General features: G+C 70.1%; 26 protein-coding genes. 16 read left to right on the forward strand and 10 right to left on the reverse strand.

Features of this window, described 5'->3' with window-relative positions; all coding sequences use genetic code 11:
* Positions 1-182: 182 nt before the first annotated feature.
* A complete protein-coding gene (locus tag SZN_RS37475) occupies positions 183-992 on the reverse strand; it encodes a GNAT family N-acetyltransferase (protein WP_007490344.1) in 810 nt (269 codons plus the stop codon).
* 258 nt (positions 993-1,250) lie between these two features.
* On the opposite strand from SZN_RS37475, the gene SZN_RS00085 reads away from it, so the two are divergent.
* The 8 genes from SZN_RS00085 (at position 1,251) to SZN_RS00120 (ending at position 10,369) form a co-directional block, all read left to right on the forward strand.
* Positions 1,251-1,835 (forward strand): hypothetical protein, encoded by a 585-nt coding sequence (locus SZN_RS00085; RefSeq protein WP_043727095.1) that lies wholly within the window; start codon positions 1,251-1,253, stop codon positions 1,833-1,835.
* A 149-nt stretch (positions 1,836-1,984) separates the two neighbouring features.
* Positions 1,985-2,641, forward strand: a complete 657-nt coding sequence (locus SZN_RS00090; protein WP_007490347.1) for a GNAT family N-acetyltransferase — start codon at positions 1,985-1,987, stop codon at positions 2,639-2,641.
* Positions 2,642-2,720: 79 nt separating this feature from the next.
* Entirely contained in the window at positions 2,721-3,221 is a 501-nt protein-coding gene (locus SZN_RS00095; RefSeq protein ID WP_007490349.1) for a hypothetical protein, read from the forward strand.
* A gap of 111 nt (positions 3,222-3,332) precedes the next feature.
* A complete protein-coding gene (ligA, locus tag SZN_RS00100; protein WP_043727097.1) occupies positions 3,333-5,381 on the forward strand; it encodes an NAD-dependent DNA ligase LigA in 2,049 nt (682 codons plus the stop codon).
* Between the two features lie 187 nt (positions 5,382-5,568).
* Complete coding sequence (locus SZN_RS43105; RefSeq protein ID WP_007490353.1) at positions 5,569-5,901, forward strand: HU family DNA-binding protein; 333 nt, start codon at positions 5,569-5,571, stop codon at positions 5,899-5,901.
* 123 nt (positions 5,902-6,024) lie between these two features.
* A complete protein-coding gene (locus SZN_RS00110; RefSeq protein WP_007490355.1) occupies positions 6,025-6,612 on the forward strand; it encodes a hypothetical protein in 588 nt (195 codons plus the stop codon).
* 252 nt (positions 6,613-6,864) lie between these two features.
* Positions 6,865-8,289, forward strand: coding sequence for a DNA cytosine methyltransferase (locus tag SZN_RS00115; protein ID WP_007490357.1), 1,425 nt, complete (start codon positions 6,865-6,867; stop codon positions 8,287-8,289).
* Between the two features lie 286 nt (positions 8,290-8,575).
* Positions 8,576-10,369: a ribonuclease catalytic domain-containing protein gene (locus tag SZN_RS00120; RefSeq protein ID WP_167546263.1), complete on the forward strand. Its 1,794-nt coding sequence runs from the start codon at positions 8,576-8,578 to the stop codon at positions 10,367-10,369.
* A 141-nt stretch (positions 10,370-10,510) separates the two neighbouring features.
* Here the strand turns inward: SZN_RS00120 and SZN_RS00125 are convergent, their stop codons facing one another.
* Entirely contained in the window at positions 10,511-10,867 is a 357-nt protein-coding gene (locus SZN_RS00125; RefSeq protein WP_050814967.1) for a WhiB family transcriptional regulator, read from the reverse strand.
* 243 nt (positions 10,868-11,110) lie between these two features.
* Positions 11,111-11,677, reverse strand: coding sequence for a UTRA domain-containing protein (locus tag SZN_RS00130; RefSeq protein ID WP_167546264.1), 567 nt, complete (start codon positions 11,675-11,677; stop codon positions 11,111-11,113).
* Positions 11,678-12,149: 472 nt separating this feature from the next.
* Between SZN_RS00130 and SZN_RS00135 the strand changes: the two genes are divergently transcribed.
* Positions 12,150-13,682: a hypothetical protein gene (locus SZN_RS00135; RefSeq protein ID WP_007490366.1), complete on the forward strand. Its 1,533-nt coding sequence runs from the start codon at positions 12,150-12,152 to the stop codon at positions 13,680-13,682.
* Positions 13,683-13,990: 308 nt separating this feature from the next.
* On the opposite strand, the gene SZN_RS00140 is transcribed toward SZN_RS00135, so the two are convergent.
* From SZN_RS00140 to SZN_RS00155, 4 genes are all read right to left on the reverse strand, one after another.
* Positions 13,991-14,719, reverse strand: a complete 729-nt coding sequence (locus SZN_RS00140; protein WP_007490368.1) for a cysteine hydrolase family protein — start codon at positions 14,717-14,719, stop codon at positions 13,991-13,993.
* A 13-nt stretch (positions 14,720-14,732) separates the two neighbouring features.
* The gene (locus tag SZN_RS00145) at positions 14,733-15,311 is read right to left on the reverse strand and encodes a restriction endonuclease (RefSeq protein ID WP_007490369.1); all 579 of its coding nucleotides are present in this window, start codon (positions 15,309-15,311) and stop codon (positions 14,733-14,735) included.
* Between the two features lie 135 nt (positions 15,312-15,446).
* Positions 15,447-15,815 (reverse strand): hypothetical protein, encoded by a 369-nt coding sequence (locus SZN_RS00150; RefSeq protein ID WP_139063489.1) that lies wholly within the window; start codon positions 15,813-15,815, stop codon positions 15,447-15,449.
* Positions 15,816-15,978: 163 nt separating this feature from the next.
* Positions 15,979-16,431: a hypothetical protein gene (locus SZN_RS00155; RefSeq protein ID WP_007490374.1), complete on the reverse strand. Its 453-nt coding sequence runs from the start codon at positions 16,429-16,431 to the stop codon at positions 15,979-15,981.
* Between the two features lie 586 nt (positions 16,432-17,017).
* On the opposite strand from SZN_RS00155, the gene SZN_RS00160 reads away from it, so the two are divergent.
* Positions 17,018-18,295 (forward strand): IS110 family RNA-guided transposase, encoded by a 1,278-nt coding sequence (locus SZN_RS00160; protein WP_043727201.1) that lies wholly within the window; start codon positions 17,018-17,020, stop codon positions 18,293-18,295.
* Here SZN_RS00160 and SZN_RS00165 read toward each other — a convergent pair.
* The 3 genes from SZN_RS00165 to SZN_RS00170 all read right to left on the reverse strand — a co-directional run bounded on the left by SZN_RS00165 (position 18,253) and on the right by SZN_RS00170 (position 21,317).
* A complete protein-coding gene (locus tag SZN_RS00165) occupies positions 18,253-18,792 on the reverse strand; it encodes a GNAT family N-acetyltransferase (protein WP_043727202.1) in 540 nt (179 codons plus the stop codon). The genes SZN_RS00160 and SZN_RS00165 overlap by 43 nt on opposite strands.
* Before the next feature lie 59 nt (positions 18,793-18,851).
* The gene (locus SZN_RS40775) at positions 18,852-19,292 is read right to left on the reverse strand and encodes a hypothetical protein (protein ID WP_139063490.1); all 441 of its coding nucleotides are present in this window, start codon (positions 19,290-19,292) and stop codon (positions 18,852-18,854) included.
* 87 nt (positions 19,293-19,379) lie between these two features.
* Positions 19,380-21,317 (reverse strand): hypothetical protein, encoded by a 1,938-nt coding sequence (locus tag SZN_RS00170; RefSeq protein WP_007490379.1) that lies wholly within the window; start codon positions 21,315-21,317, stop codon positions 19,380-19,382.
* Between the two features lie 315 nt (positions 21,318-21,632).
* On the opposite strand from SZN_RS00170, the gene SZN_RS00175 reads away from it, so the two are divergent.
* The 6 genes from SZN_RS00175 to SZN_RS00200 all read left to right on the forward strand — a co-directional run bounded on the left by SZN_RS00175 (position 21,633) and on the right by SZN_RS00200 (position 24,410).
* Positions 21,633-21,812, forward strand: coding sequence for a hypothetical protein (locus tag SZN_RS00175; protein WP_007490380.1), 180 nt, complete (start codon positions 21,633-21,635; stop codon positions 21,810-21,812).
* Positions 21,809-22,075 (forward strand): hypothetical protein, encoded by a 267-nt coding sequence (locus tag SZN_RS00180; protein WP_007490382.1) that lies wholly within the window; start codon positions 21,809-21,811, stop codon positions 22,073-22,075. Before SZN_RS00175 ends, SZN_RS00180 begins: the two co-directional genes overlap by 4 nt.
* 263 nt (positions 22,076-22,338) lie before the next feature.
* On the forward strand, positions 22,339-23,040 hold the full coding sequence (locus tag SZN_RS00185) for a hypothetical protein (protein WP_007490384.1): 702 nt from the start codon (positions 22,339-22,341) through the stop codon (positions 23,038-23,040).
* Between the two features lie 150 nt (positions 23,041-23,190).
* Positions 23,191-23,448 (forward strand): hypothetical protein, encoded by a 258-nt coding sequence (locus SZN_RS00190; RefSeq protein WP_007490386.1) that lies wholly within the window; start codon positions 23,191-23,193, stop codon positions 23,446-23,448.
* Positions 23,438-23,848, forward strand: a complete 411-nt coding sequence (locus SZN_RS00195; RefSeq protein ID WP_007490388.1) for a hypothetical protein — start codon at positions 23,438-23,440, stop codon at positions 23,846-23,848. The genes SZN_RS00190 and SZN_RS00195 overlap by 11 nt, the downstream gene beginning before the upstream one ends.
* Positions 23,849-23,927: 79 nt before the next feature.
* Positions 23,928-24,410 carry a hypothetical protein gene (locus SZN_RS00200; protein WP_139063491.1) on the forward strand — a complete coding sequence of 161 codons (483 nt, stop codon included), beginning with the start codon at positions 23,928-23,930 and terminating at the stop codon, positions 24,408-24,410.
* Positions 24,411-24,415: the final 5 nt, after the last annotated feature.

The raw sequence follows: 24,415 nt of genomic DNA on the forward strand, positions 1-24,415 counted from the left end.
GAGCCTGCACGTCGAAACAGGCCGGCGAGGGGTGAACGGTCAATGACCACTCGCACGAGGTGACCAGCACTTAGACTCCCAGTCCCGCGGGCAGCGCCGAACTGGGATGCAGCTGCGTGCCCGACTCGCACGCCCGACGCTCTCCGACCATGTCGAGGAGCGCCAAAGCGCTGATCACCGGATCAGGTATCTTCGAGCCCATCGCTCGTCAGCCAGGCGATCCACGCGCCGTCAGGGGCTCGGCCCAGGTGAAGGTCCGGCAGGTGACCGGCGGTGCGGGCACAGATACGGCCGTAGGCACCATGCCGATCAGGGCAGAGTTGGGCCAGGTCGCCGTCAGACAGTGCTGTCAGGTTGTCCGGAAGCTCTTGGCCCATCGCGGTCGCGCGAGCCTGTGCTCCGCGGCGCCTCTCGGCGGTGTCCACGCGCTCGGCGATCAGGCGGGCCCAGCGCAGATCGGTGTCCTCTTGGTCTACGGCGGGGGTGTAGAGGCACTGAGGCTGCCCGTGCTCCTCGAACTCGTCGACGAGCGTCATCCCGATCGACTCCAGCAAGCGGCGCGACCCTGCGTTCGCCGTCTGGGTGACCGCGACCATGGGGCCGCCCTTGGGTACGGTCTCTGTCCACCAGCTGACGGCCGCGGCCACCGCTTCCCGTCCCAGCCCTTTGCCCCAGGCAGAGGGGAGCAGCTGGTAGGAGATCTCGGCGGCGCCTTCGCACCGGTGGTCGGGGCCGATGGTCACCAGGCCGACCGGCTGGTCGTCGGCTGCCCGGACGACGGTCCAGGCGCCTGCTGTCGTCGGGTACGTGGTCTGCCGCGCGGCGACGCGCTCCTCCGAGGCCGGGCCGCCGAGGTGGGCGCGGACTGTGGCATCGGTCAGCAACTGGCGTACGAGGGGAGCGTCATCTGTGGTGACCGGCCGCAAGTGGAGACGGTCGGTACGCAGCTCGGCCGGCCACACGAGCCTCAGGGCGTCGTCGACGGAAGTCATGGCGTCAGCCTGCCAGGTGGCGGCCCGTCGCTGGGCCGTGCGGCGGAGGAACAGGTCCCGCTGGCCGCGTGACCACGAGCAGGGACATCAGTATTGTCTAATTGGATTTACTTCGATAGTCTCTAGATGTTCGGGCAGCGGGCTCCGCTCGCGCCCACTCGCGACGCTTCATCGAAGAGCGCACCTTCGGCGACAACGCCGACACCGAGAAGTGCGAAACGGAGTAATTCAGTGAACGGTTCCTGGCGCAGTGTGCCCATGCCGCAGCACGTCGCCCAGCTGCCCCGCAACACTGCGGGACGTCCAGTCCCCGGCAACATCTCCTGGTACGAGGCGGATGACGACGGTTCGATCCTCGTAACGTCGAACGACGAACTGGGAGGTCACATCACCTGCCCATGCACGCCGGGGCGCGGAAATCCCGCTTTCGGCGAGCAATGCCCGGTTCGGCAGCGCGAGTTCATGGTCCAGCGACTGTGCGGTCTGTGCACAAAGGGTATCGCCACCATGGAACAGCTGGCGTTCGTCGGCGAGACGGACGCCGGGTACTACCTGGAGCCGCCGCTCCATCAGGACTGTGCGGCGTATGCACTGCAGGTGTGCCCGCGGCTTCACGCCGCCGGCGACCGCATCGAAGTCGCCCTTGCCCAGACGTACACGCTGATGGAGGACCGGATCGTAGGCATGACGGCCGGGGGCGAGTTGCGGCGCGCGAGGTTCGCCTTCGGCGATCCGGTGGCTCGGCACCTGGCGGTCCTCGAGTTCTACCTCGCCGTCCCGGTTGCACCCACCCGGCAGACCGGGCCGGAATGGGTGGCGAACCGAACCCAGAGTGTTGCATAATTGGATTTATTCATGTAGCGTGTGGGCATGCCTGAGAGCTGATCGCTCTCCTTCACACGCCGGCCTCCTCACAGGCCGTTTCCCGGACGCCCACGTGGGTCCGGCACCGATGATTCACCCGGCGGTCTCCCGCCTTCTGGACGGAACCCATGCAGCACGACGCTTCTCCTGAACCCACACCCCCTGTACGTATCGGACGCGCCCGCTTCCGCGACCTGGACGCGGTCTGCGATCTGCTGTCGCTGGTCAGCCCTGGCGAGCCGGTCCCGCGCACAGTCCCGGTGGCCCTCTCCTTGCAGCCGGGACGGCTCACGCACGGAGACTGCCTGTGCCTGACGGCTCGACTCGGCGACCGCATCGTCGGCGTGCTGATGGCCAGCCCGCCTCACTGGACCGAGACCCACCCCCTACGCATCGAACTGGTACGCAGCGTCCTGTACATCGGGGGTGTTGCGGTCGCGCCCGACGTCCGGGGACAGGGCATCGCCAGCGAACTGCTGCGCGCGGCCGAGCATCACAGCCGCCTCGCGGGGCTTCGCCTGCTCGTGCTGGAGCACCCGCCCGGGCTCGCCGGCTTCTACACCCGGCACGGCTACACGGCGGGGCAGGAACGGCTGCTCGTCGCACTGCCCAACGGCATGCAGGTGCGCAAGATGCCCGGGCACCAGAGTGCTGTGAAGCCCCTCGTCCCCGGGGTCGGGCTCACTGAAGTGCCGGGGGCTCCGGCAAGGGTCGTCACCGGTCTGCTTCCCGGGTGTGCGGTGCCGCCGTCCGCCCGCTACCGCCACGGCCGCCTTGTCCTTTGATCCGCCCGGCCCCGGCCGCTCACCACGCCGCCTCCCGCCTCCCGCAGTCAGGCCCGTCGACTCCCGGAAGGACGCTTCCTTGATCACAACGCCCTCCCAGCACGCCGCGCTGATCGCCAGTGCGCTCGCGGACGTCATCCGCAGCGGTGCCAGGCAGCACCCCGACCGCGGGGCTCTGGAGCGCATCGCGGAACTGCTCGACACGGTGGTCATCGCCTTCGTCGACGCTGAGCCGGACGCGGACGCCGTCGCGGCTCCAGCGGACGCAGTCCTCGCGCTCCAGGACGCGGAGATCCTTGCCTCCCGGTCTCCGGGGGCCGGCCTGCCCCTGGGATTTACCGCGGCCGTCCTTGCGCCCGTCACGGGCCAAGCTCCCGAGTTGCCTGTCCCTGTCGGCGCGGCCTCCCCACAGCTCGCTGAACAGGATGCCCGGCTGCGGGCGCGGCTGGCGCTCGTTGAGGAGTGGCTGCTCGACACGCAGCACCCCGACATGGTGCCCGCGTACGCCTCCATGTCCCTCACCCTGCGCACCAAGCTGGCGCACATCGCCGCGGCCGTCGCCGTCGGCAGCCGGGCCTGACACCTCGGCTCTGCGCCCTCCTTACTACGGCCCGCCGCCCGGCGGGCCGTCCCGCGGCGGCACGTTGATGCGCCGCCACATCACCACATCTCATATGAATCGGGATTCTTCATGACCACCCTTGCCTCAGAACCGGTGCTGTCCAGCCGCGACGACTACCTGGCAGCGGTCCGCCAGGTGGTCGAGGCCGCCAAGGCCTACTTCGGCGACGGGGACAGCCCGCTCGACGACGTGACCTACGACCGGCTCATCCGAGCCATCGCGGCCTGGGAAAAGGACCACCCGCAGGACGTTGCCGCGGACTCTCCGACCGGCAAGGTCGGGGCGGGCGCGGCACCGACGGGCGATGTCCCCCACACGAAGGTGATGCTGTCGCTGGACAACGTCTTCAGCCGCGAGCAACTGCTCGACTGGGGAGCCTCGGCGGACCGGAGGCTGGGCCGCCCTCTCGCCGGTGGCTGGGCAGTGGAGGCCAAGCTCGACGGCAACGCCATCGCCGCCCGCTACGTCCGCGGCCGCCTGACCCAGGTTCTCACCCGGGGAAGCGGCAGCCACGGTGAGGACATCAGCCACGTGGCTGGCACGATCGTCGGACTGCCCGTCCGCCTGACGGAGCCGCTGACGTTCGAAGTGCGCGGCGAGGCCCTGTTTACCCGTGACCAGTTCCAGCGCGCGAACGAGGTGCGTGCCGCACACGGTGCGAAGCCGTTCGCCAACCCGCGCGCTGGGGCCTCCGGCACGCTGCGGGCCAGGGACCGCGACTACACGCTGCCGATGACGTTCTTCGCGTTCGGCGCGGTCGACCTTCCGGGAGAGACGTTCGTACGCGGGGGAGCCACGCACCTGGAAGTCCTGAAGGCGGTCGGCGATGCGGGGGTCCAGACGATCAGCGACACGCCGACCGGCAGCGTCGTGGTGGACACGCTGGCCGAGGCTGCACGGCGTGTCGAGGAGATCAGGGAACAGCGCGGCTCGCTGCCGTTCGACATCGACGGTGTCGTCGTCAAGGCCGTCAGTGCGGCTGAGCAGGCCGCACTGGGGGCCGGGAGCCGGTTCCCGTACTGGGCGGTCGCCCACAAGCTGCCGGCCGTGGAGCGCATGACCGTGCTCACCGCTGTCAGCTGGGAGACGGGCCGGACCGGCATCATCGCGCCGACCGCCGAGCTAAAGCCCGTCGAGGTGGAAGGAAGCATGGTGTCGCGTGCCACGCTGCACAACCCCGGCGACATCCGACGCAGGGATCTCCACCTGGGCGACACGGTGACCGTGCACAAGGCCGGCGATGTGATTCCCAGGGTCGAGGCCGCGGTGGTGGCCCGCAGGCCCAAGGACGCCGTGCCGGTGCCGCTGCCGGAGCGGTGCCCGAACTGCGGCGGAGAGATCGACAAGAGCCAGGAGCGGTGGCGCTGCGTCAAGGGCACCGCGTGCCGTCTGCCCGCCCTGATCGAGTACGCCGCCGGGCGCGACCAGCTCGACATCGACGGCCTGGGCGCCCGGTACGTCAAGGCCCTCGTTGACGCCGGAGCCGTCCGGGATGTCGCCGACCTCTTCACCCTCAGCACCGAACAGCTCACCGAGGCCTCCGGCAGCGCCAGGCGCGGAGCCAAGCTGGCCGAACAGATCCAGCAGGCCAAGTCACTGCCGCTCAACCGCATCCTCTGCGCTCTCGGCATCGTCGGCACCGGGCGCAGCATGTCCCGCCGGATCGCTGCCCACTTCGGCACCATGGAGGCCATCCGCCGCGCGGACGCGGCGACCCTGCGCGAGGTGGACGGCATCGGCGCGGAGAAGGCGCCCGTCATCGTCCAGCAGCTCGCCGACCAGGGGCCGGTCATCGACAAGCTCGTGGCCGCGGGCGTCACCCTGACGGAGCCCGAGGCCGCCAGCACGGGTCAGGGGCCGCTGACCGGCAAGGTCGTGATCGTCACCGGAAGGATGACCGGCTTCCTCGAAGGCCTCGGGCGCAGCGACATGACCGCGCTGATCCAGAAGGCCGGCGGCCAGGCGGGCAGCAGCGTCACCGCCAACACGGACTACCTCGTCGCTGCTCCGGCGGCCGGCGGCAAGCTGAGCACGAAGGCGGCCAGGGCCCAGCAGCTGGGTGTGGAGGTGCTCTCGCCGGACGCCTTCGCCGCACTGGTCATGGACTACCTCGGCTGATCCGGTGGACGCGGTGGCGGGGCGGGAGGCCGGGCTTCTCTCCCCGCCACCGCGCTCTTCCGTGGACTCACCCCCGTAGGTTGCTTAATTGGATTTATTGCAGTAGTCTTAGGGGAGTTGGGCGAGCGGTGGCGCCACGAGCGCCTCTTCGAGCACGCCGACTTCATGAGCAGAAACGAGAAGTACCTTGAACAAGCAGCAGCTGATCAAGGAGATCGCGGCCAACGGCAGCATCTCCACCGCCCGGGCCGCTGAGGCCCTGGAACTGGTACTGGACACGCTGGTCCGGCGCGTCCTGGACGGCGACGCCGTCTCCGTGACCGGGTTCGGCAAGCTCCAGGCGGTCCACACCCCCGCGCGCCGCGCACGCAATCCGCAGACCGGTGAACGAGTCCTGGTCCCCGCAGGCAGGCGGATCGTGTTCCGCCCGGGCGCCGCGTTCACCGCGATGGCGCGCGGCGAGCGCCCCGTCCCCGAGGCCGGACGCAGCGCCGCGCGAAAGAGTCCCAAGAGCGCGTAACGCCCAGCCCATGTCGTTCCCGCCGGGCCGGATCTTCCGGCCCGGCGGGACCACGAACGACGCTCCTCCTCCTCTGAGGAACGCCAACGTCAGCCGCACGCCTGTGCAGAAAGCACCGCTTCCATGACCGCCTCCGTCCGCGACGCCACCACGCACGCACTCGTCTCGATCCCGGCCGCGCACCGCGGGCGCGCCACCGTCACGGCCGTCCCGGAGGAAGGCGTGCTGATCACATTCGCGCCGCGCTACGTGACCTCCGAGGAGCGCGCCGCCGTCGACCGGCATGAGCTGGGCAGCAAGGCCCGGCGCCGTGCCGAGCACAAGCTCATCACCACGCTCGCCAGAGAGGCCCGCGCGGTGCGCGGCGCGTGCGAGGGGGCCTTGCGGGCCGCCGGGTACGACGTCGCCCATGAGGGGCGCGCGGACGACGTGCTGGGGCTGCTGGAGGGTTTCGTGCTGCGCTCCATGCGTGCCGTGCCGGTCGCGTACGGGCAGGCGTTCTCGTCCGCCGGACGGGCGTGGCAGTCGGGGGTCGAACACGGCTGGGACCACGCCGCCTTCGTCAGGGCGTACGGCACGGAGCACGACCGCCGCCGCCCCGCCGTGCCGAGCTACCACCGTGACCAGCACGAGGCGTACGAGCACGGCTGGCGTGAGGGCCGGAAGCGGTTCAACCGCGGCTGCTACACCGACAACACCCCGCGGTCCTAGGCGATGGGCCAGGCACTACGCGCCGGCCGCAGGGCCACGCACGCACCATCAGCCCGGCCAGGGGATCGGCCCCGGCCAGGCGGGCCGTCTCGCTCCGGCGCCCGTCCGAGCCGCAAGCCGACACAGCCTGTCCGGCGCGAGGCTCACGGATTTGTCCCGGCTGCGGCCGGTGAGATGCCAGATGGCGCCCACTCCTTCGTCCGAGCCGAGGGGAACCCGGCGCTCGCCGCGTGCCGGGCCACGGCAGCGGCTTTGACCGCGTACGCCGCTGAGCACCCCGGGCCCGAGGCGGCGGAGTGGGCCTTCGTGGCGCAGGAGCGGGTCGCCGAGTGCACGTACCGGATTGACGAGGGGGCCGGACAGGACGAGCTCCAGGGCCTGGCCGACGCTGCCCGCGGCGAGCTCGCCGCGCTGACGCTGGGCCTGCTTGGCGAAGCCGGTCCCATGACGGCCGAGCGGCTGGCGGCGCTGGACGCGGACACGCTCGCGCTCCTCACCTGGTACGCGGCGCCGTGGCCGGTTCGCTGGCTGTGGCCTCCCGAGACAGATGCGCACGGGGTGGCGCTCCGGCCGCGGATCGTGAACCTGTTCCACGGACCGGGCGGCTGGAGCGAGGGGATCTGCCGTGTGCTGGGGGCGGACGTCGACATGATCGGCGTCGACCTGGACCCCGGCGCGGCCGCTACCGCGAATGCCGCCGGACACGTGTGCATCGTCGCCGACGTCGCCGCCCTGGACCCTGAACACCCAGCGCTGCAGTGGGTCGTCGGTGTCATCCTCTCCCCGCCGTGCCAGGCCTTCAGTCCCGCAGGGCGCCGCCGGGGGCACGAGGTCGCGGCGATCGAGCTGGTCTGCTCGGTGATCCGATCCGTGGGAGGCGCGGCCGGCTACCTGCAGACCGTGCACGCCGACGGGTCCGATGCCGGCTGCGCCCCGCGCTCGGGAGAGACGTGGCCCGAGGTCCGAGGCCAGCTCGCCGGCCTCGAGGACGAGCGGGCCGGGCTGATGGCCGAGGCGGCCATCTGGCCGCTGGCCATGCTGTGCAGCAACGGATCGGTCGAGTGGGTCGCCGTCGAGCAGTCCAGCGCCCTTCCGGCCGAGATCGAGGAAGCGATCTTCTTCGAGTTCGAGCAGGCCGGATGGCGCACCACGGAGGCCATGACCCTGGACTCCGTGGAGCACGGGTCGCCCTCGCACCGCAAGCGGCGCTTCCTGACCGCCTACCGCAACCAGACGCCTGTCATCAGCGTTCACCCCGAAACGCCCTTCCCTGTAACGACGTTCGCCCAGTGCGTCGGCTGGGGGCCGGGACGTCGGGTCAACACCCGGGGACAGCGCGGGATCGACCCGCGCACCGGCCGACCCAAGGGCGGCGGGGGCTTCTCCGCGGACCGGCCCTCGAACTGTGTGACGGCCACGGCCTACGGCTGGAAGGACGAGGACAGCGGACAGCGCATCCACCAAAACGACATCGGCCGTCTGGTCGGCTTCCGCAGCGACTACCCGTGGACCCACATCGGGCGCGGCGAAGGCATCAGGACCCGAGCCCAGCAGGCCGCCGACGTGGTGTGTCCGATGACCGCAGCGGCCGTGATCGGCCGCATTCTGAACCTACACTGGGAGGAACAGACCCGCACATACGTCACCAAGCTGTACGACACCACCGAAACCGCGTAAACCCCCGGCGTCGGGAGCTCGTACGGCCCCCGTAGACAGCACCTACCTACCCAAAACCTCTACGTTCGACCGCAGTTGATGTCCCTCTTCAGGATCGCTGGTTGGCGCGCTTCTGCCGATGCCCGGCCAACTGCGCCCGCCGTTCGGCATCATGCGAAGTACCTCGTTGGTGCGCCCGCCTTGCACCGGCGCCCGACGACACTGTGTGGCCCAGGAAGGAACTCCTCTTTTGTCCCGCGTTCAGTTCACCGCCGGCTCGCCCGTCGGTGCCCTTACCGACCCGGTCATGATCGACAGCAAGGAGACCGTCGACCGCGACGACGCCATCGCGGTCCACCCGACGAGTGACGGATGGCGGCTGACGGTCTATGTCGCCGACGTCGCCTCCGGAGTCGCCCTGGGCAGCGACGCCGACCGCAAAGCCCTGCGGCGACGCGAGTCGGCCTACGGCGGCTGGCGTGGCCGGGCCAAAATGCTTCCACGGCCCGTGGAAGATCGACTGACACTGGCACCCGGGCGCGCATGCCCGGCGTTGGCGGTGCAGATGAAGGTCGGCCGGGACGGATCCGTGAATCACGTCGAGGTCGAGCGGGCCACGGTGCGCGGCGCCCTGGCCATGGACCACGCCGAGGTCGCCGCCGCGGTCCGCAACTCCGACCACCCCCTGCACGCCGGTCTGCGCCAGGCCGCCGCGGTGAGCGAAGTTCTCCTCGCGCGCCGGCGGGAGCACGGGGCACTCGCCCTGTACGACCTGCTGTCCGGGTGGGCCACCGACGAGGACGGCACTGTGGTGCGGCTGGCATCCTTCGAACGGAACATCGCCTATGTGATCGTTCAGGAGTGCATGATCGCCGCAAACACGGCGCTGGCCGGGTGGGCTGCCGAACGCGACCTTCCGGTGCTCTTCCGCAACCACTCCGCCTCCAAGGTCGCCCCGCCCCGGGACGTCCTGCTCCACGACCTTGACCTTGCCTTCACCGCCCGCTCCGACGCCCGGCTGGCGGCGCTGCAGCAACGCACTCTCATGACCCTCAGGGCCGCCGAGTACGCGCCGTTCATGGGCGGACACTGGGGCCTGAACCTTCCCGGCTACCTCCACGGCACCTCGCCGCTGCGGCGCTATGCCGACCTGGTGGTGCAACGGATCATCCTCAGCCACCTCGACAAGACCGCCAGCCCCTACTCCGCCGACGAGCTCCACGCCGTCGCGCAGGCCCTGAACGACGGCGCGCGCCAGGACCGAGAAGCCGAGAGCGAGTCGAGGAAGTCCGTCACGCACTCCCGCACACGGCGCGCCGCGGCCGATGACTCAGCCGACTACTCCAGGCTCGACAGCGCGGCCTTCCACGCCATCCTCAAACGAGGCTGCAAGGAGCAGATCGCCGGGCCCTCGCTCGTCGACGAGGCCGCCCGACGCGCCGCCGACCAGAATCTCACCTCCCTGGAGCAGCAGCTCGTCTTGCTCGTCGCGGGCGGGGCCGGATGGCAGCCGGCCCGCGTCGCGTGCCTGCAAGCCATCGCGGCGTCGCCGGAGACGGCCGTGTCCGTCCTCTCGGTACACGCCCAGGTCAACGGGTGCGAGCTGCCCGAGTTCACCGTCGAGGCCCGAGGCCAGGGGCACGACGCCGTCTTCCGTGCCCAGGCATCCTGGACCTCCGGCGACGACCAGGTCACCGGCGCCGAGCGCTCGGCCTCCACGAAGAAGGGAGCCCGTCACCAGGCCGCTCTGAGCCTGCTCGCCCGCCTGGCCGACCTGCCCGACCCCTCGCGTGATCTTGCATCCTGGGATCGCACCGGGGCCGCACCCGCCTCGAAGGCCCTCCCGCCCGCTGAGGACCGTTCCCCGGTTTCGGTACTCAACGAACTCGAGCAGACCCGGGTCATCACCGGCCTGACGTACGGAATGTCCAGCGACGGCCCCGGCCATCAGATGGTCTTCTCGTGCACGGCACGCGCCGATATGGGCGGTCAGAGCCTGTCCGCCACCGCTTCTGCGACGAAGAAGGCAACTGCCAAGGCGAACGCGGCAGACGGCCTGCTCACACAGATCCGTGCCGCACGGACGGAGTCGCACGCGTAACACCGCCGAGGGCGCCGAGGGCGCCGCGGAGGCCACGAGCCCCCGCGGCGCAGTGCCCGCTGCACCGGCTCAGGCCGCCGGTGCAGCTTCTTGGTCAGCCACGACTTGATCGCGCTGTGGCCGGGACGTCCGGGCGATCCCTCAACTGGCCTCGGGCAACCGCGCGCCGGAGTCCGCAACGCGCCCGATGTGGGCTCGGTGTTCCTGGCGCGCGGTGTCCAGTAGCCGCCGCCAGGACGTGACTGTCGGGCGACGGCGCAGCAGGGCGCGCCGCTCGCGCTCGGTCATGCCGCCCCACACGCCATGCTCGACGCGGTTGTCGAGGGCGTGGGCGAGGCATTCCGTGCGCACGGGGCATCCGAAGCAGATCACCTTCGACCTGTTCTGTCCCGCCCCGTCGGCGAACAGTTCCTCGGGGTCGGCGGCCCGGCAGGCCGCGTGATCACTCCAGTGTCCGTCCGTTCTCACCCCGGTGCCGTCCTCTCCCCGTTCTGGCATGTGACTGCAACCTTACGCAGCGCCAGGTCAGAAGCGGTACGGCAAATCCGTGAGGGGCCGACACGAACGGCGCGGGATCCGCGGCACGGTGCCGCCTGGGCCTGATGCCGGTCGTCCGCTCCGTCCGTCTCAGTGTTGGAAGCCACCGCGCCGGTGGCGGCGTTGCCCGGCGCCGCCGCGCGCTACGGCACGTACCTTCCGGCCTCGCGGGTACGAGGGCTGCCGCGTCATGACCCTTTCTCGTCATCGGTCCAGCGGGGTGGTGAACTCGAGCCGGGTGCGGTCCCCGGCCAGGGCAATGTGGGCCACCTCCACCACTCGGCCGGTGGGGTCCTGCGCGACCTTTTCGATGTGCAGCACCGGGTCAGACGTCCCGATTCCGAGTTCCACGGCCTCGGCCGGCGTCGCAGACCGTGCAGTGACGTGCTCGGTGACCTTTCCGAATTCGATTCCCACGGTTGCGAGCTGCGATTGGGTTCCGCCGGGCCACGGTTCGTTTCGGCTGTCGAGGAGCTCCTGGTTCTGGGCGATGTCTTCGCGCACGAGGTACGAGCGGACGATGCCGAGTGTGTGCCGCTCGTCGACGTGCTGCGTGCGATAGCTTCGCTCGACCAATGCGGTTCCAGGCGAGACTCCGAATATCTTCGCCAGGTGACTGCAGGCCTCCGTCTCCCGGTAAACGGCGGAGAACACGAGGTCCTGCTTCTTCAGCCCGGTGTCGTGCTCTGTCGCCCCCGTCGCCTTGCGTTCCGCGAGCGGCTTGCGCACGCGCGCCTTCTCCCAGGCATGGCGGGTGTTGCTGCGGGTCACCAGCCGGCGGAGCGGCCTCGCGTTCCTCTCGTCCGAAGTTCCGCGTCCGCGCCTTGTGTCAGTGGTCACTGCCATTACACATCCTCAATCCGTAGCGCTCGTGTGCGTGTCCATAGAGGTGTGCGACCGGGCCTGCGTGTGACATCCCAAGAGGAGTCGGCCCGCAGCCCGGTGGCGGAGCCGTACGGGCGCTGATGCGGGCGCGCCGTCACACGGCCGGTCAAGGCAGCGTGCATTGGGCGCAGGAGGATGCCCGAGCCACGGGAGTTGTCGATGGACGAGGTCGGCGCGCTGTCGTGCCAGGTCGACCGGGCCGACCCTGGGCACGGTGGTCGGGGTCTGCGTCTGCAAGGCATCGCAGGCGCACAGGGCGAGTTCACCGCTCTCCGAGCTCATTCCGCGTACGGTGGGCCCGCCGCCCCGCACCATCGGCGTGCGGGATGTCGGGAACGCGAACGGGAGGAAGAGCAGGATGACGCAGGCCGCGGTGAGCGAGCTGGACGAGCGGGTGCCGGGGCGCCGGTGGACTGTGCGTCTGGATGCCGCCGGTCGGGGCAGTACGGCGGTACGCATCTCGTGCAGCCGCCCCGCCTGCCCCGAGCAGCGTCTGCCGTCCGCGGCCGCCGGCCGTGCGGCGGCGGTCGCCCACCTCAAGGCGCATCTGCGCGCTGCCCCAGCCCCCAGGCCCGGCGCGTACTGCGCATGCAGAGCCGACGGCTGCCACACCCATCTGCCGGACACCGGCCGGCATGCCCGTGCCGAACCCTGGCGATGCGGCGGGCCGGTCGTCCTGGCCGTGATCACCGACCGGGAAGGACGCTGGTGGAAGGCCATGGAGTGCTGCTCGCGGTGCGCAGCCGCCACACCCGGCGCGAAGACGGCAGCCACCTCCCAAGCCCCCGGACCCCAGACCGGGGACGAACCCCCGACCCCCGTAGCCCCGGGGGCGGGCACGCCGCAGTTCTCCGACCGCCAGGCCGCAGCCAGGACAGGGGTGCCTGCTCCCCGTTCCGCCCCGGTACGCCGCCGCCCGCCACAAGCGAAGATCGCGCAGCGTGTCATCCCCCACGATCTGCGGCCGGTCGCCCTGCGGGACGAGCTCGTCGAACTCGGTGACCTCTTCCGCGCCTACCAGCAGCGCACCGAGCCCGACCTGAAGCTCCTCGCCGACCTCCACGAGCGCAAGGCACAGGCCTTCACCACCTGGGCCGACGTCAGCGGCATCACGAGCCTGCGGATGGAGGCCCGGCGCGCCGAGCAGGCCGCCACCGCCGCCCGCTTCCAGCACCAGCAGCGCACCGGCGGCATCGCGGACAGCGACGGGCCGGCCGTATCGCGCCTGTTGACCGCACCGACACAGGGGGATCACGCGCGCTCTGTCCTCGCGTACGTGGCCGACCACAGCCCGCTGCCCGGCTCCGAGGCACGGCTGCTCACGCTGATGCTGACTCTGCGCACTGCGCACAAGGGCACCGGCAACCTCGTCGGCCAGGACCTCAACGCGCTGGGCCTGACCGACCCGGAGGACCTGGTCGAGAAGCTGACCGGCTGCGGCTGGCTCACCCTGCCCGGCACCGCCGGCGACCTGCTCGCCTCCCGGCCCGAGAACCCCACCCCGATCACCATCCCCTCCCTGGTCCCCCGCGACGGCGAAGCCGGCCCGTTCACGTTCGGCAAGAAGATGCGGCCCAAGCTCTCCGGCTGGGCCCAGAAGGTCATCTCGGACAAGAAGCTCCGCAAGGCCAAGGCCACCGCCGGCACGCGGCTCCTCGCGCTGACGCTGGCCACCCAGACCGACGCCGCGGGACGCCTCGGTCCCGGTGGCCAGGGCATCGCCTTGCACGCTCTCACTGCTTGGGTCCCGATCGAATCGGGCGAACTGCAGCACCTGGTCGACCAGCTGACCACAGCAGACTGGCTCGCCGAGACCGCCCTTACCGACACCCAGCTCACGGGGCAGCTGACGGAGCGCGTGCTTCCGCTCACCTGTCCGCTCCCGGCTTGAGGCACGGCGCCCGCCCGGGCGAACACCCTTACGGTACGGCCGTCTTGGCCCGGCCATCTGCGGGATGACGGGCAAGCCGGCCACTGCGAAAGCGTGATCGGGCCGAGCTGGGGATCGGTTCAGTGCCTTGAGGCGGGGGCTTTGTGGATCGCGCCGGCGCGTGCTCTGGGGCGCCGTGCGGTCGTTTCACGGAAGGCGACCAGTGGCCGTTGGCCGACACACGGATTCACGTGGTGGTGGGCATCCGGGTTCCGACGTCGCCCCAGGGTCGGTGCAGGTGGGGACAGCTCGAGGTCGGATCTGGTCTGTCATCCCGCAAGGTGTTCACCCCTGCCAAGGTCCGGGATGTTGACGGTGGTCACCCGGGCCGCGTCGATCAGATCGAGGACCTCTGTGGTGGGGCGTACGTCGCCGAAGGATCGGTAGATCGTGGCGAGCGTGGCGTTGTGGTCCTGATCTTGGCCGGTCGCGTTGGCGTCGGCGACCATCACCACTCGGTAGCCGCGGGTGAACGCGTCGCGGGCCGAGGACTCGCAGCACACCTGGGTGACCGTGCCCGTGATCAGCACGGTGTCGATGCCGCGCTCCTGGAGCAGGTCCGGGAGCAGGCAGCGGCCGGGAAAGAAGGCGCTCGGCGCGCTCTTCTCCACGAAGATGTCGTCCGGGCCCGTGACGAATCCGGGCCACAGCCGGCCGGGCAGCGGTCCGGTGCCGCCGGAGTTGCGGAACATCTCGGCGGCGTCGGGCCCGTGGAACTCGTCTCCGACCGGGGTGCGTTCGGTACGGGCGGGCACCACCCAGGCGACGGTCCCGCCGGCCGTCCGCAGCCGGTCGGCGAGCTGCTGGATGTTGGGGGCGATACCGCGGGCGTAGGGGTTGGCGTCGACGAAGAACGGCACCATGTCGATGACGACCAGTGCGGTGCGGGCGGGCGTGAGGCGCGGGAAGGCGAAGCGGCGGCCGCGGCGGTCCTGCTGGCGCCGGTACTCGCGCTCCTCGATGTGCCACGCGTGCATGCGGGTCTCGGTGTTCTCCACAGCGGGGTCCCTCTCAGTCGTGGTCGGGGCTGAGCTTGCGGTGGCTTCCGGACCGGCCGATATCGAGTTCCACCAGGGAGCTGAGGGTGGTGCCGCTGTTCCAGAAGCCGAGCAAGTCGACGTCGACGAGGCACAGGCCGTGCCGCGCGGCGAAGTCCCGGGCCGGCCGGGTGAAGACGCAGGACGCCACGAACACCGGTACATCCGCGCCGTGCTCGGCACGCGCGGTGCCGTTGAACGTCTGGATGTCACGGCTTCCCACCGAGCGGTGCTTGGCGTACCTCTTGCACTGCACCACGATCTTCCTGCCATCGGGGAGGTAGCCGATCACGTCGGCGCCGAGATCGCCCGCGCCGCCCACCCGCTGCACCTGGGTGCAGCCGTCACGGCGGCACAGACCGGCCACGTACTCCTCGAAGGCGCGGTCGTCCATCGCCCACACCGCCGCCAAGGAGCGCCGGGCTTGGAGCTGAGCGTCCTCGGCGAGCCGCTGCTTCTCGGCCCGTGCCTCGCGCCGCCCGGCGCGCACGAGCCCCGTGACGACGACTGCGAGTACGACTGCGGCTAACGCCGCCAACAGCACCGTGCCCATCCTGTGCTCCCTCCCCTGATGGCTACGCCGCCTTCTCTCTCCCCAGTCCGGACCCTGCCTATCCGCCGGACGCGGGAGGGCCCTTGGGTCGGCGGACAGCTGTGGGAGCGGACCGGAGAATGCCCCTGGACATCCTTATGCGGCCGCGGGCACCGAGGGGAGACCGGCAGTCTCGATGGCTGGCAGCAGATGCCGCAGGTGCTCGATGCCTCGGGGCGTGAGGGGGACGGTTGTCTCGCCGGCCTCCTGTTCGAAGTACGGATGCCGACCGACCGCGCGGGTGTGAGTGATCGTGATCCGCTCTTCTTCCACGCTGATCACGGCGGGGTACACCGTCTCGTCCAAGTCATCTCGGACGAGGAACCAGCTCGTATCGGTAGCGGCCCAGTCCGAGAGCGTCGACACCATGATGTCGTGTATCCAGGCAGGCCTGGCAGCAAGGAGAACGTTCAGGGCGACGTGAGCAGCGGGGAGCACCCGTGCCCGTGGTGCCGGAGTGGTCATGGTGCGAGTGTGGCCGGTCTCCGAGACGGGTTCAGGGCGCCACACCGTTCATAACGGTCCCAGGCCCTGCGAGCGGGGTGCTTCGTCGGCTCGGGATTCCCGGCTGCTGCTCCGGAAAGGTCGGATCGTGCCGTCCGCGTAGCGCGGCGGGCAGCTTCGTCGTTCAAGGGCGTCTGCGATGGCTTCGTTTGCGGGTGAGCAGTCCGAGCAGGCGTCGCTTCCCGCGTGGCTGCGTCGGCAGAGGGGTCATGTGATGACCGGATGCGGTGATGATGTCCAGAGCGGTCAGCAGGCGCTCGCGTGCCGGTTCGGGGTCCAGTTCCCCTTCGCCGGCCAAGAGCCACACGTCTCGTTTGTGGGGGTGTGGCTGTATGCCGCCAGAGGCAAAGAGGGCGATCAGCGTGGTCGCCAGCATCCCGTCGGTCAGACCGGTGCGCTCACTGAGCCAGGCGTGTGGGGGCGCCGTGATCTCGTTGGCCGCGAGCCCTTTGGGGGTGGGCATCTCGTCGATCCACGTTCGCACGGCGTCCATCACCGTGGCGGTGTTGGCGTAGGCCGCCATGAACTGTTCGAACTGCTCTTGGCGGTGGGGCGGGACTCCGTCGTACATCGACATGCCGTCAGCCTAATCCGGGGTGTAGGCGGCTCGGTCCGGTCTTCGCAAGGGGCTGGGTGAGCGGTCGACAACGGGCAGCGGAACGCCTTCGGCCCTCATGGTCCTGGAGACCCGCTCTGAGACTGGCGCCGCTGTCCACCGGTGGGATCCGTGGCAGTGTCGTGGGCGTCGGGCAACGCCTGCTGTCAGCCTGGCCCGAGAGGCCTTCACCTAGAGCGGCGAGACCCGGCGCCTTCGCCACGGCCACGGACCCCACCACCGTCCGCACCTCGCGGTGATGACGCGGGCGCCGGGCTGATGCCTTCGTTTCCCCTGGTCTTCGAGACCTCTGTCAAGAGCGGCACAGCCCGGCGCCTCCGTGATCACCGTGAAACTCCCGGCGGCCGGCCGAACGTTGATCGTCACGGCACGAGCCCGCCCCAGGGTCGACCTCTTGTTTCACCCGCGAGCCCGCGAGCTCTGCAGACAGACCGAGCCCCTGGGGTGCGCTGGTGTCGCGAACGGCTACTGAGATGGCGGACCTGTGAGTCCTGGGATTAGGACGCTGCGCGACCCGCATGTGCTCGTGACCTGCATAAATGAACGGATCTGGGAGGATGGCTTGACCGTGTTCTGCGGCATCGACTGGGCGGAGCGCCACCACGACGTCGCCGTCGTCGACGACACCGGCACCCTGCTCGCCAAGGCTCGCATCAGCGATGACGCGGCCGGCTACAGCAAGCTCCTGGACCTGTTGGCCGAACACGGTGACAGCCCGGAGACCCCCATACCCGTGGCCATCGAAACCAGCCGTGGGCTGCTCGTGGCCGTCCTGCGCACCAGTGATCGCAAGGTCTTCGCGATCAACCCGCTCGCCGCCTCCCGCTACCGCGACCGGCACGGCGTCAGCCGCAAGAAGTCCGACCCCGGCGATGCCCTGGTCCTGGCGAACATCCTGCGCACCGACATGCACGCCCACCGGCCGCTGCCCGCCGACAGCGAACTCGCCCAGGCCATCACCGTGCTGGCCCGAGCCCAGCAGGACGCCGTCTGGAGCCGCCAGCAGGTAGCCAACCAGGTCCGCTCGCTGCTGCGCGAGTACTACCCCGCCGCCCTGCACGCCTTCCAGGGCAAGGAGGGCGGCCTGACCAGGGCAGATGCCCGGGTGGTCCTTGCCCTCGCCCCGACCCCGGCGAAGGCCGCGAAACTCACCCTTGCCCAGCTGCGCGCCGCTCTCAAGCGCAGCGGCCGCACCCGCGGCTTCGACACCGAGACCGCGCGCCTGCGAGAGATCTTCCGCTCTGAGTACGCCCGGCATCGCCCGGCCGTCGAGGACGCGTTCGGCCAGCAGCTGCTGGCGCTGCTCAAGCAGCTGGATGCCGCCTGCCAGGCCGCGGACGACCTCACCACGGCCGCCGAAGCCGCGTTCAAGGAGCACGCCGACAGCGAGATCCTGCTCAGCTTCCCCGGCCTCGGCCCCCTGCTCGGAGCCCGGCTGCTCGCCGAGATCGGCGACGACCGGACACGGTTCGCCGACGCCAGAGCCCTGAAGTCGTACGCCGGCTCGGCCCCGATCACCCGGGCCTCAGGCAAGAAGCATTTCGTCGGCCGCCGCTTCGTCAAGAACAACCGGCTCATGCACGCCGGCTTTCTCTGGGCCTTCTCATCCCTTACCGCCTCACCAGGTGCGAACGCCCACTACCGGCGCCGACGCGAACACGGAGACTGGCACAACGCCGCCCAGCGCCACCTGCTCAACCGCTTCCTCGGACAGCTCCACCACTGCCTCCAGACCCGGCAGCCGTTCGACGAACAGCGCGCCTTCGCGCCACTCCTTCCAGCTCAACTGGAGGGCGTGACAGGGGCCCGCAAGCCGAGCCACTGATCAGCGTCCCAGGCCCGGAACCGTTGCGCTTCGGTGAACCCCAGCTTCGCCGCGAGGCGCATCGAACGGACGTTGGCGGTCTGAGTGGCGAGCACCACTGGCTCACCCGGAAGGACGTCTTCGAGCCAGCCGAGAGCCGCCGCGCACGCTTCGGCCGCATACCCGAATCCCCACGCCTGCGGCAGGAACAGGTAGCCGAGATCGACTTTCCCCACGGCAGAGGGGCAAGCGTGCTCCGTTACTCGTCTGAGCAGGATCTGGCCGATCATCACCCCGTCGAGATCGACGACGAAACTCCCGGACCGCCGCCCGGGCACCTCGGGCATCTCGCCCTCAAGCTCGTCACGCGGCCGGGGGCCGCCGAGGTAGGTGTGCACCTCCGGCGAGGCGTGCAGCTCGATGAACGCCGCACGGTCCCTGACCTCGGGCTCACGCAGCACGAGCCTCTCGGTCTTGATGGGTGCAGGCGGCCATGCAACGGGTCCGAGATCATTCATGTCGGCCAGCCAATCAGCGGCCTCGGTAGCGATCAAGACCCGTGGTCCCTCTTGACTTCTTATCCCCCTGAGATGTCTAGGTGGGTGCAGTGGTGTGAGAAACGTCCGCCTCCTCGGGCTCGCAGTCGCGGCCCCGGGGGGCGGTTTCCTTCAAGCTGGCCCAGCGGACGGTCCTGGTCGGACCGCGCGGTGATGATCGCCGCCACGTCACTGTCGTCGGCGAACGTGGGGCCCTGCCATGCCGGTGGTGCGTCGATGGGTTCGAGGCGGACCTCGGTACCGAATCTGTTGGACGCGTCGTACAGGCTCTGCAGGATCTGCAGTGCGCGGGCGTCGAGTTGGCCGATGAAGGCTGTCCACAGGGCGGTGGCTGGATCGAATGCGGCTACCGCGCTTAGGAGTTGGCGCTGCTGCTCGAAGGCCTGGTCATCGATCGGGGCGGATCGGGCGGAGATGCGCAGTATCCAGCCTGCGCGAGGACCTTGAGGTGCGGCTGTCATGGAGGTGACCGTAACCGCTGGCGCTGACATCGACTCGCGTCCGCCGCCGTGCCGGGGCCCCTCCTGGGCGCCCCGGCACGGTGCGGGTCAGGCGTCGTCTCCGAAGACGTCGTCGACCCAGGACTCGACCTCGTGCACCTCCAGTGGGAGGGTCGCCACGATGCTCAGGAACTCGTCGCTGCCGCCGTGTCGCCACCGCGGATCGAGGTCCCTCAGCGCGGCGAGATCTGCTGTCCGAAGGGCCTGGGCCCCGGCGCGGTGGCGTTCGGCCACGTCGTGCTCGCCCGGCATCTCGTCGGCTGCGGCCAGGTAGCACTCGACGAAGGGGTCGAAGGCTGCGCGGTGTGCCGCCAGATGCCGGCGGTAGGCGGCACTGCCGACGCCGGCGTGGTTGGCCTCTTCGTCGACGAGGGTGCAGGGCTGGCCGTACCAAGTACTGATGTGTCCGGTGAAGCTGTTGGGGAAGTCCCCGTCGTCTTCGAGGCTGCGGTGTCCGTCGGGAAGGCCGGCGGTGGAGTGGACGCGGTAGCTGAAGTAGGTCAGTGCCTGGACGAGCCCGCGGAAGTCCAGCACGTCGTGCGCGTGGGCGGCGAGGATCAGGTCCGTGATTGTCGGAACGCTGTCGGTGGCGATGGCATCCGGCTTCGAGAGGCGCCACGTGTCGTGTTCGCGCCGGAGTTCAGCCGCACCGACGTCTTCGATGGCTTCGTGCACAGCGATCATGTGCGATGCGGCCTCTTGCGCCGCCCTCTGGAGCGTGCGGCGGGGGGCGGGGTGTTCTTGAGCATCGGCAAGGGGCGGGCTGGTCGCTGCGGCCAGCGCCCAGTTCAGCAGTTCGATCAGCGTGTCCACGCCCCACCACAGGGGGACTTGGTACTTCTCCAGGCCCCGGAGGTCGTCCAGTTCCTTCTGGGACAACTGGGCACGCAGCGCCAGAGTCCCGAGTTCGAGGAGGTCGATACCGGGAGCGTCGAGCAGCCGCTCCGTTCCGGGTGGCACCAGGCGGTCCTCGTGGGTGGAGTATTCGCCGCGGGCCGTTGAGCGACGGCAGGTGCCGATCCAGCCCCCGGCGTCCCAGATCGAGGTATGGGCCGGATCGTCGAGGACGGCCTGCGCGATCTTCAGCGCGTGTGTGGCCGCGCGCCGGGTGACCGCGGTGGCCTCCAAGTCCATGAGATGGCACAGGGATTCTGCCGGGTCGGTGGCGGTCGGCTGGGGCTTGAAGGCATTCACGGCGTCGAGTACGGCTGCTCCCGCGTCCGCCCTGCGCGGTGCGCGGCGGGCCGGCCACAGCTGCAAGGGCATGGAGAGGGCCTGCCACAGGGGGATGACGCTCAGGCTCTGCCGTCCTGCCGAGGCGTCGAGAAGGTGGGTCTGGCCGGCGTGCTCGGTGAGCATCAGGTGCACGCTGGAGTGCCGGTGGGCCACGTCCCAGAGCAGGCCGATGCGCCGCAGCGTGGCAGAGAGCAGCGTCGCCAGCTCGTGCTTGGGGGTGGTGTGATCGTGGCTGGCGGGTGGGGCCGGGCGCTGCGCTGCGCTGTCGGCCGCGTCGTGCCAGGCCGAGGGCGTGGCGGGGGCGAGGTTGATGCGCGCGCCGTTGATGGCGAGCGTGACGCCGGCGGTCGCCGTGCCGGTGTTCTGGGCGGCTGCTTCCGCGCGGATGTCGATTCCTGCGGCTGTGAGGGCACGGGCCCAGCGTTCGAGTTCACCGTCGGCGATGTGGATGGTGAGCTCGTCCGTGCGGGGCGTGATGCTGGTGATCCCGTACGGGCCGTCGGTCAGCTCGGGCCGGTGCATGCCGTACTCGCGGATGAGCGCGGTCAGGATGCGGGCCTCGGCGTGAGTCTGGGGCGTGGTGGGTTCGGGGATGAGCGGGCCGGTGTCGGAGATTTCCTGTCGGGCCGTGTCGTAGGGCTCGCGGGTGACCCACTGCCGCCATGTCGCAAGGGTGGAGGGTCCCGGGGGCCAGTCCGGGAAGTCGAACGGGTCGTCGCGTCGGGGCGGAGCCGTGAAGTCGTCGGGCACCGAGTCTCCTTCGTCCGGGGAGGGAGCGGATGTCGCCCATAGAGGTGTGAAGGGCGGTGTCCGTGTGACACGTGGCGGCCGTTTTCTTGCGGCGGTGCCCGGCCAACTGAATCTATATTGCTTAATTGGATTTCATCATGTAATGTATAGCTAGCAATCGGGGCGCGGCACCAAGTCGGCGCTCCTCGCCGATCCCGCCCTTACCGGTGCGGGACGCGGCACACCCGGCCCGCACCCCGCGGATCGATGACCGCCACCCCAGAGACCTCAAGGTGCGGGGTGGCGGGCCCCCTTTGACTCTGGACTGGAGCAGCCTTGGCGGTACTCAACTACCGGACCGGACCCTGGTCTCACGACGAGACCCGGCCCTTCCCGCGACGTCGCGGTGCGAACCGGCGCAACCAGCGCCGCAACGCCCGCCGCATGGCCAAGCGTGCCGAGGAGCGCCTGGCCGCTGCCGAGATCCGCCAGGACCGTACGGAGATCGAGGAATGAGTTCCGCGTACCTGATCGACGGACGGGGTCCCGTCGTCGGCGAGGCCGCGCCCGGCGGCAAGCTGCACCGCGCCGTCGTCTACCGCAGTGGCCCCGCTCCCTGGGCCGGATGCGGGCGCGCCCAACGGCTGGAGACCGAGTCGCTGGCCCTGGCCGATGACGCAGACCCCAGCCGCTTCTGCCGGCACGCCGGGTGCATGGGTTCGCGCGCCGGCTCGTCGCGGCCGCGCCCTCCGCAGCACCGCCATACCTCCAGGACCTGAACGGATCAGACAGTGCGCACTTACGACGGCCCACAAAGTCCTCAGCGGCCCTTCCTTGCCTCCGAGTTCGACGACACCTGTGAAGGATGCGGTGCCCCGCCCGGTGCGTACTGCCGCCCGAACTGCGACAGCGGCTACACCGCTGAGGACGCACGTGCCCACGCCGCACTTCTGAGCCGACACCCGCCCGGCCTCGCCTGATCTTGCAAAGCCCCGCCCCGCCCGTCACCGACGGGTCACCGCACGAACGGAACAGCATCCCCATGCCCGCGAACCCGCAGAAGCACCTTCTGAACGATGTCCGAGCCGCCCTCGGTCTCCTCGATGAGAACGGTTCCCTCGACGCGTACCGCGACGCCTCACCCATCGCGCTGAGCGCGCTGCAGGGCCGGGCCGTACGCGCGGTGCGCCGTCTGCGCGATGCCCTCTCCGAAGGGACCGGGGGCTACGTCGACCCCATCGACTGGCGCCAGGCCCAGAAGGACCAGCAGGACGACGCACAAGGGCTCGCCCTCCTGATCGCCGACACGCTGCGCGCCCAGATTCCCGGCGCCAGCTATCTGGTGTTTCACGTCAACGACAGCTACGACGCCGAGACCGGCCGGGACCTGGAACTGCACACCGTCCGCGCCGCCGACGGCACCGCCCTTCACACCTTCCACGATCTGCTTCCCGTCCCCGACGCAGGCCGTCACCACGAGATCGCCCACGCCTGGCGGGATGCACGACTCCCGCGGACCGGGCAAGACCTGGCCGCCCTCATGCAGCCGATGCGTGCCGCGGGCCTCGTGTTCGACGACTACCCCGAGCAGCTTCATCTGTACGGGCACCCTGTCCTCGGAAACGATCCCGAGCACGTGCTGTGCATGCTCTTGTCGGACTCCGCGCATCCGGAGCAGTGGGACCTCAAGGACGTCTTCGGCCCCCGACTGCTGCGTCCGTACGGCACCCCCCTGCCCGCCTGAAGCAGGCCGCCGCATGCGGCGGCAACCGCTCACCGACCAACGGCCTCGCGCCCTCCATGCAGCCACGCCCCCGTGTCGCGGCATGAAGCCCCTGCCCGAACCGCCTTCCGGTGCCGCGATCCCGGCGCCCCGTACTAACACCAGAGCCACATGACCCACCAGACCATCACTGTCCGGGCGAAAGCTGTCGTTGTCGCCGTACACGACGTCTCGCTCGCCGTACGAGTGCCCGGCGACCGCACGCCGAGCCGCGCCGAGGCCCAGCGCCTCCTTGAGGAGCTTGGGCCGGGCGTTCTCGACGCCGCGTGCACGCCCGACACCATCGATCATCACCGACGGGCGGAAGTGCTCGACGTCCTGGACGTCCAGGTCCTCGCCGCCGGAGCGGAGGCCAACCGTGTCCTCTAAGGCCCATGGACCCTTCGGGCGGGTAGTCCGCGTCGGTGATGCGACCGACGAGGCGTACCGCGCCCTTCTGCCGAACCCTCGTCTACGGAGCGGACTGGCCGACTTCCTGTGCTTCCTCGTCCCTCTCGCCATCCAGGAACAGAGCCGTATGTCGGCGGGACGGATCGATGCGCTACGCGAAGAGCTCATCGACATGATCGCGGAGCACGGGGACGATCTGCAGTTCGGTGGAACCCACCAGAAGTCGGCCCGAGTCGCGCTGGCCAAGGCCCTTGCCGTCCTGGCCACCGCGGAGGGTGGCGTCACGATTCTGGGCGTCCACGCCTGTACGGCGGAGCACGAAGGCTGCCCAGGTTCCACCCGTCCGGCCGCTGGCATGGATGCGGCCCAGGCCCGGTGATACGGCACCGGCCCGCACCTCGCCACGAGGCGGCACCTTCCGCCCCCCACCTCTCTCACGGATAACAGGAGGAATCCACATGGCACGAGAACCTGGCAGTTCGCCGACCGCGGGCCGATCGCCCGGCAGGCCCGGAGCGACGCCGCAGGGCGTAGCTGTGCGCCCCACCCGCAGTCACACGGTCGCACGGGCACTGGCAGCTCTGGACGTCGACCGGCTGTCCGCGTACAAGGTGAGGGATCTGCCTACCTCCGCCCAGCCGGAGGGCTTCACACTCCGGGACTCCGCGCACCCGTCCGGCGTCGTCGTGTCTGTGCTCGGCGCATACGGGCCGGATTGGAGCGCGCTACTGGTCAGGCTCCGGACTCACCTGGAACAGCCCTCGGTCGGCTACACGGTGGAGGCCCTCAAAGGGCTCGACGAACACGAGGTGATGGTCCGCCGGGCGAACGCGGACGAGTTGCAGGCCCGCCGAGCCCTCGAACCAGCACCGCCCGCAGAGGCGCCGGCCCCCTCCCGAGCAGAAGTCCTTGAGGCAGCGGGCCAGGAGATCCTCTTCTGAGCCGC

The organism is Streptomyces zinciresistens K42, assembly GCF_000225525.1.
In the GTDB taxonomy this organism is placed as follows: Bacteria; Actinomycetota; Actinomycetes; order Streptomycetales; family Streptomycetaceae; genus Streptomyces; species Streptomyces zinciresistens.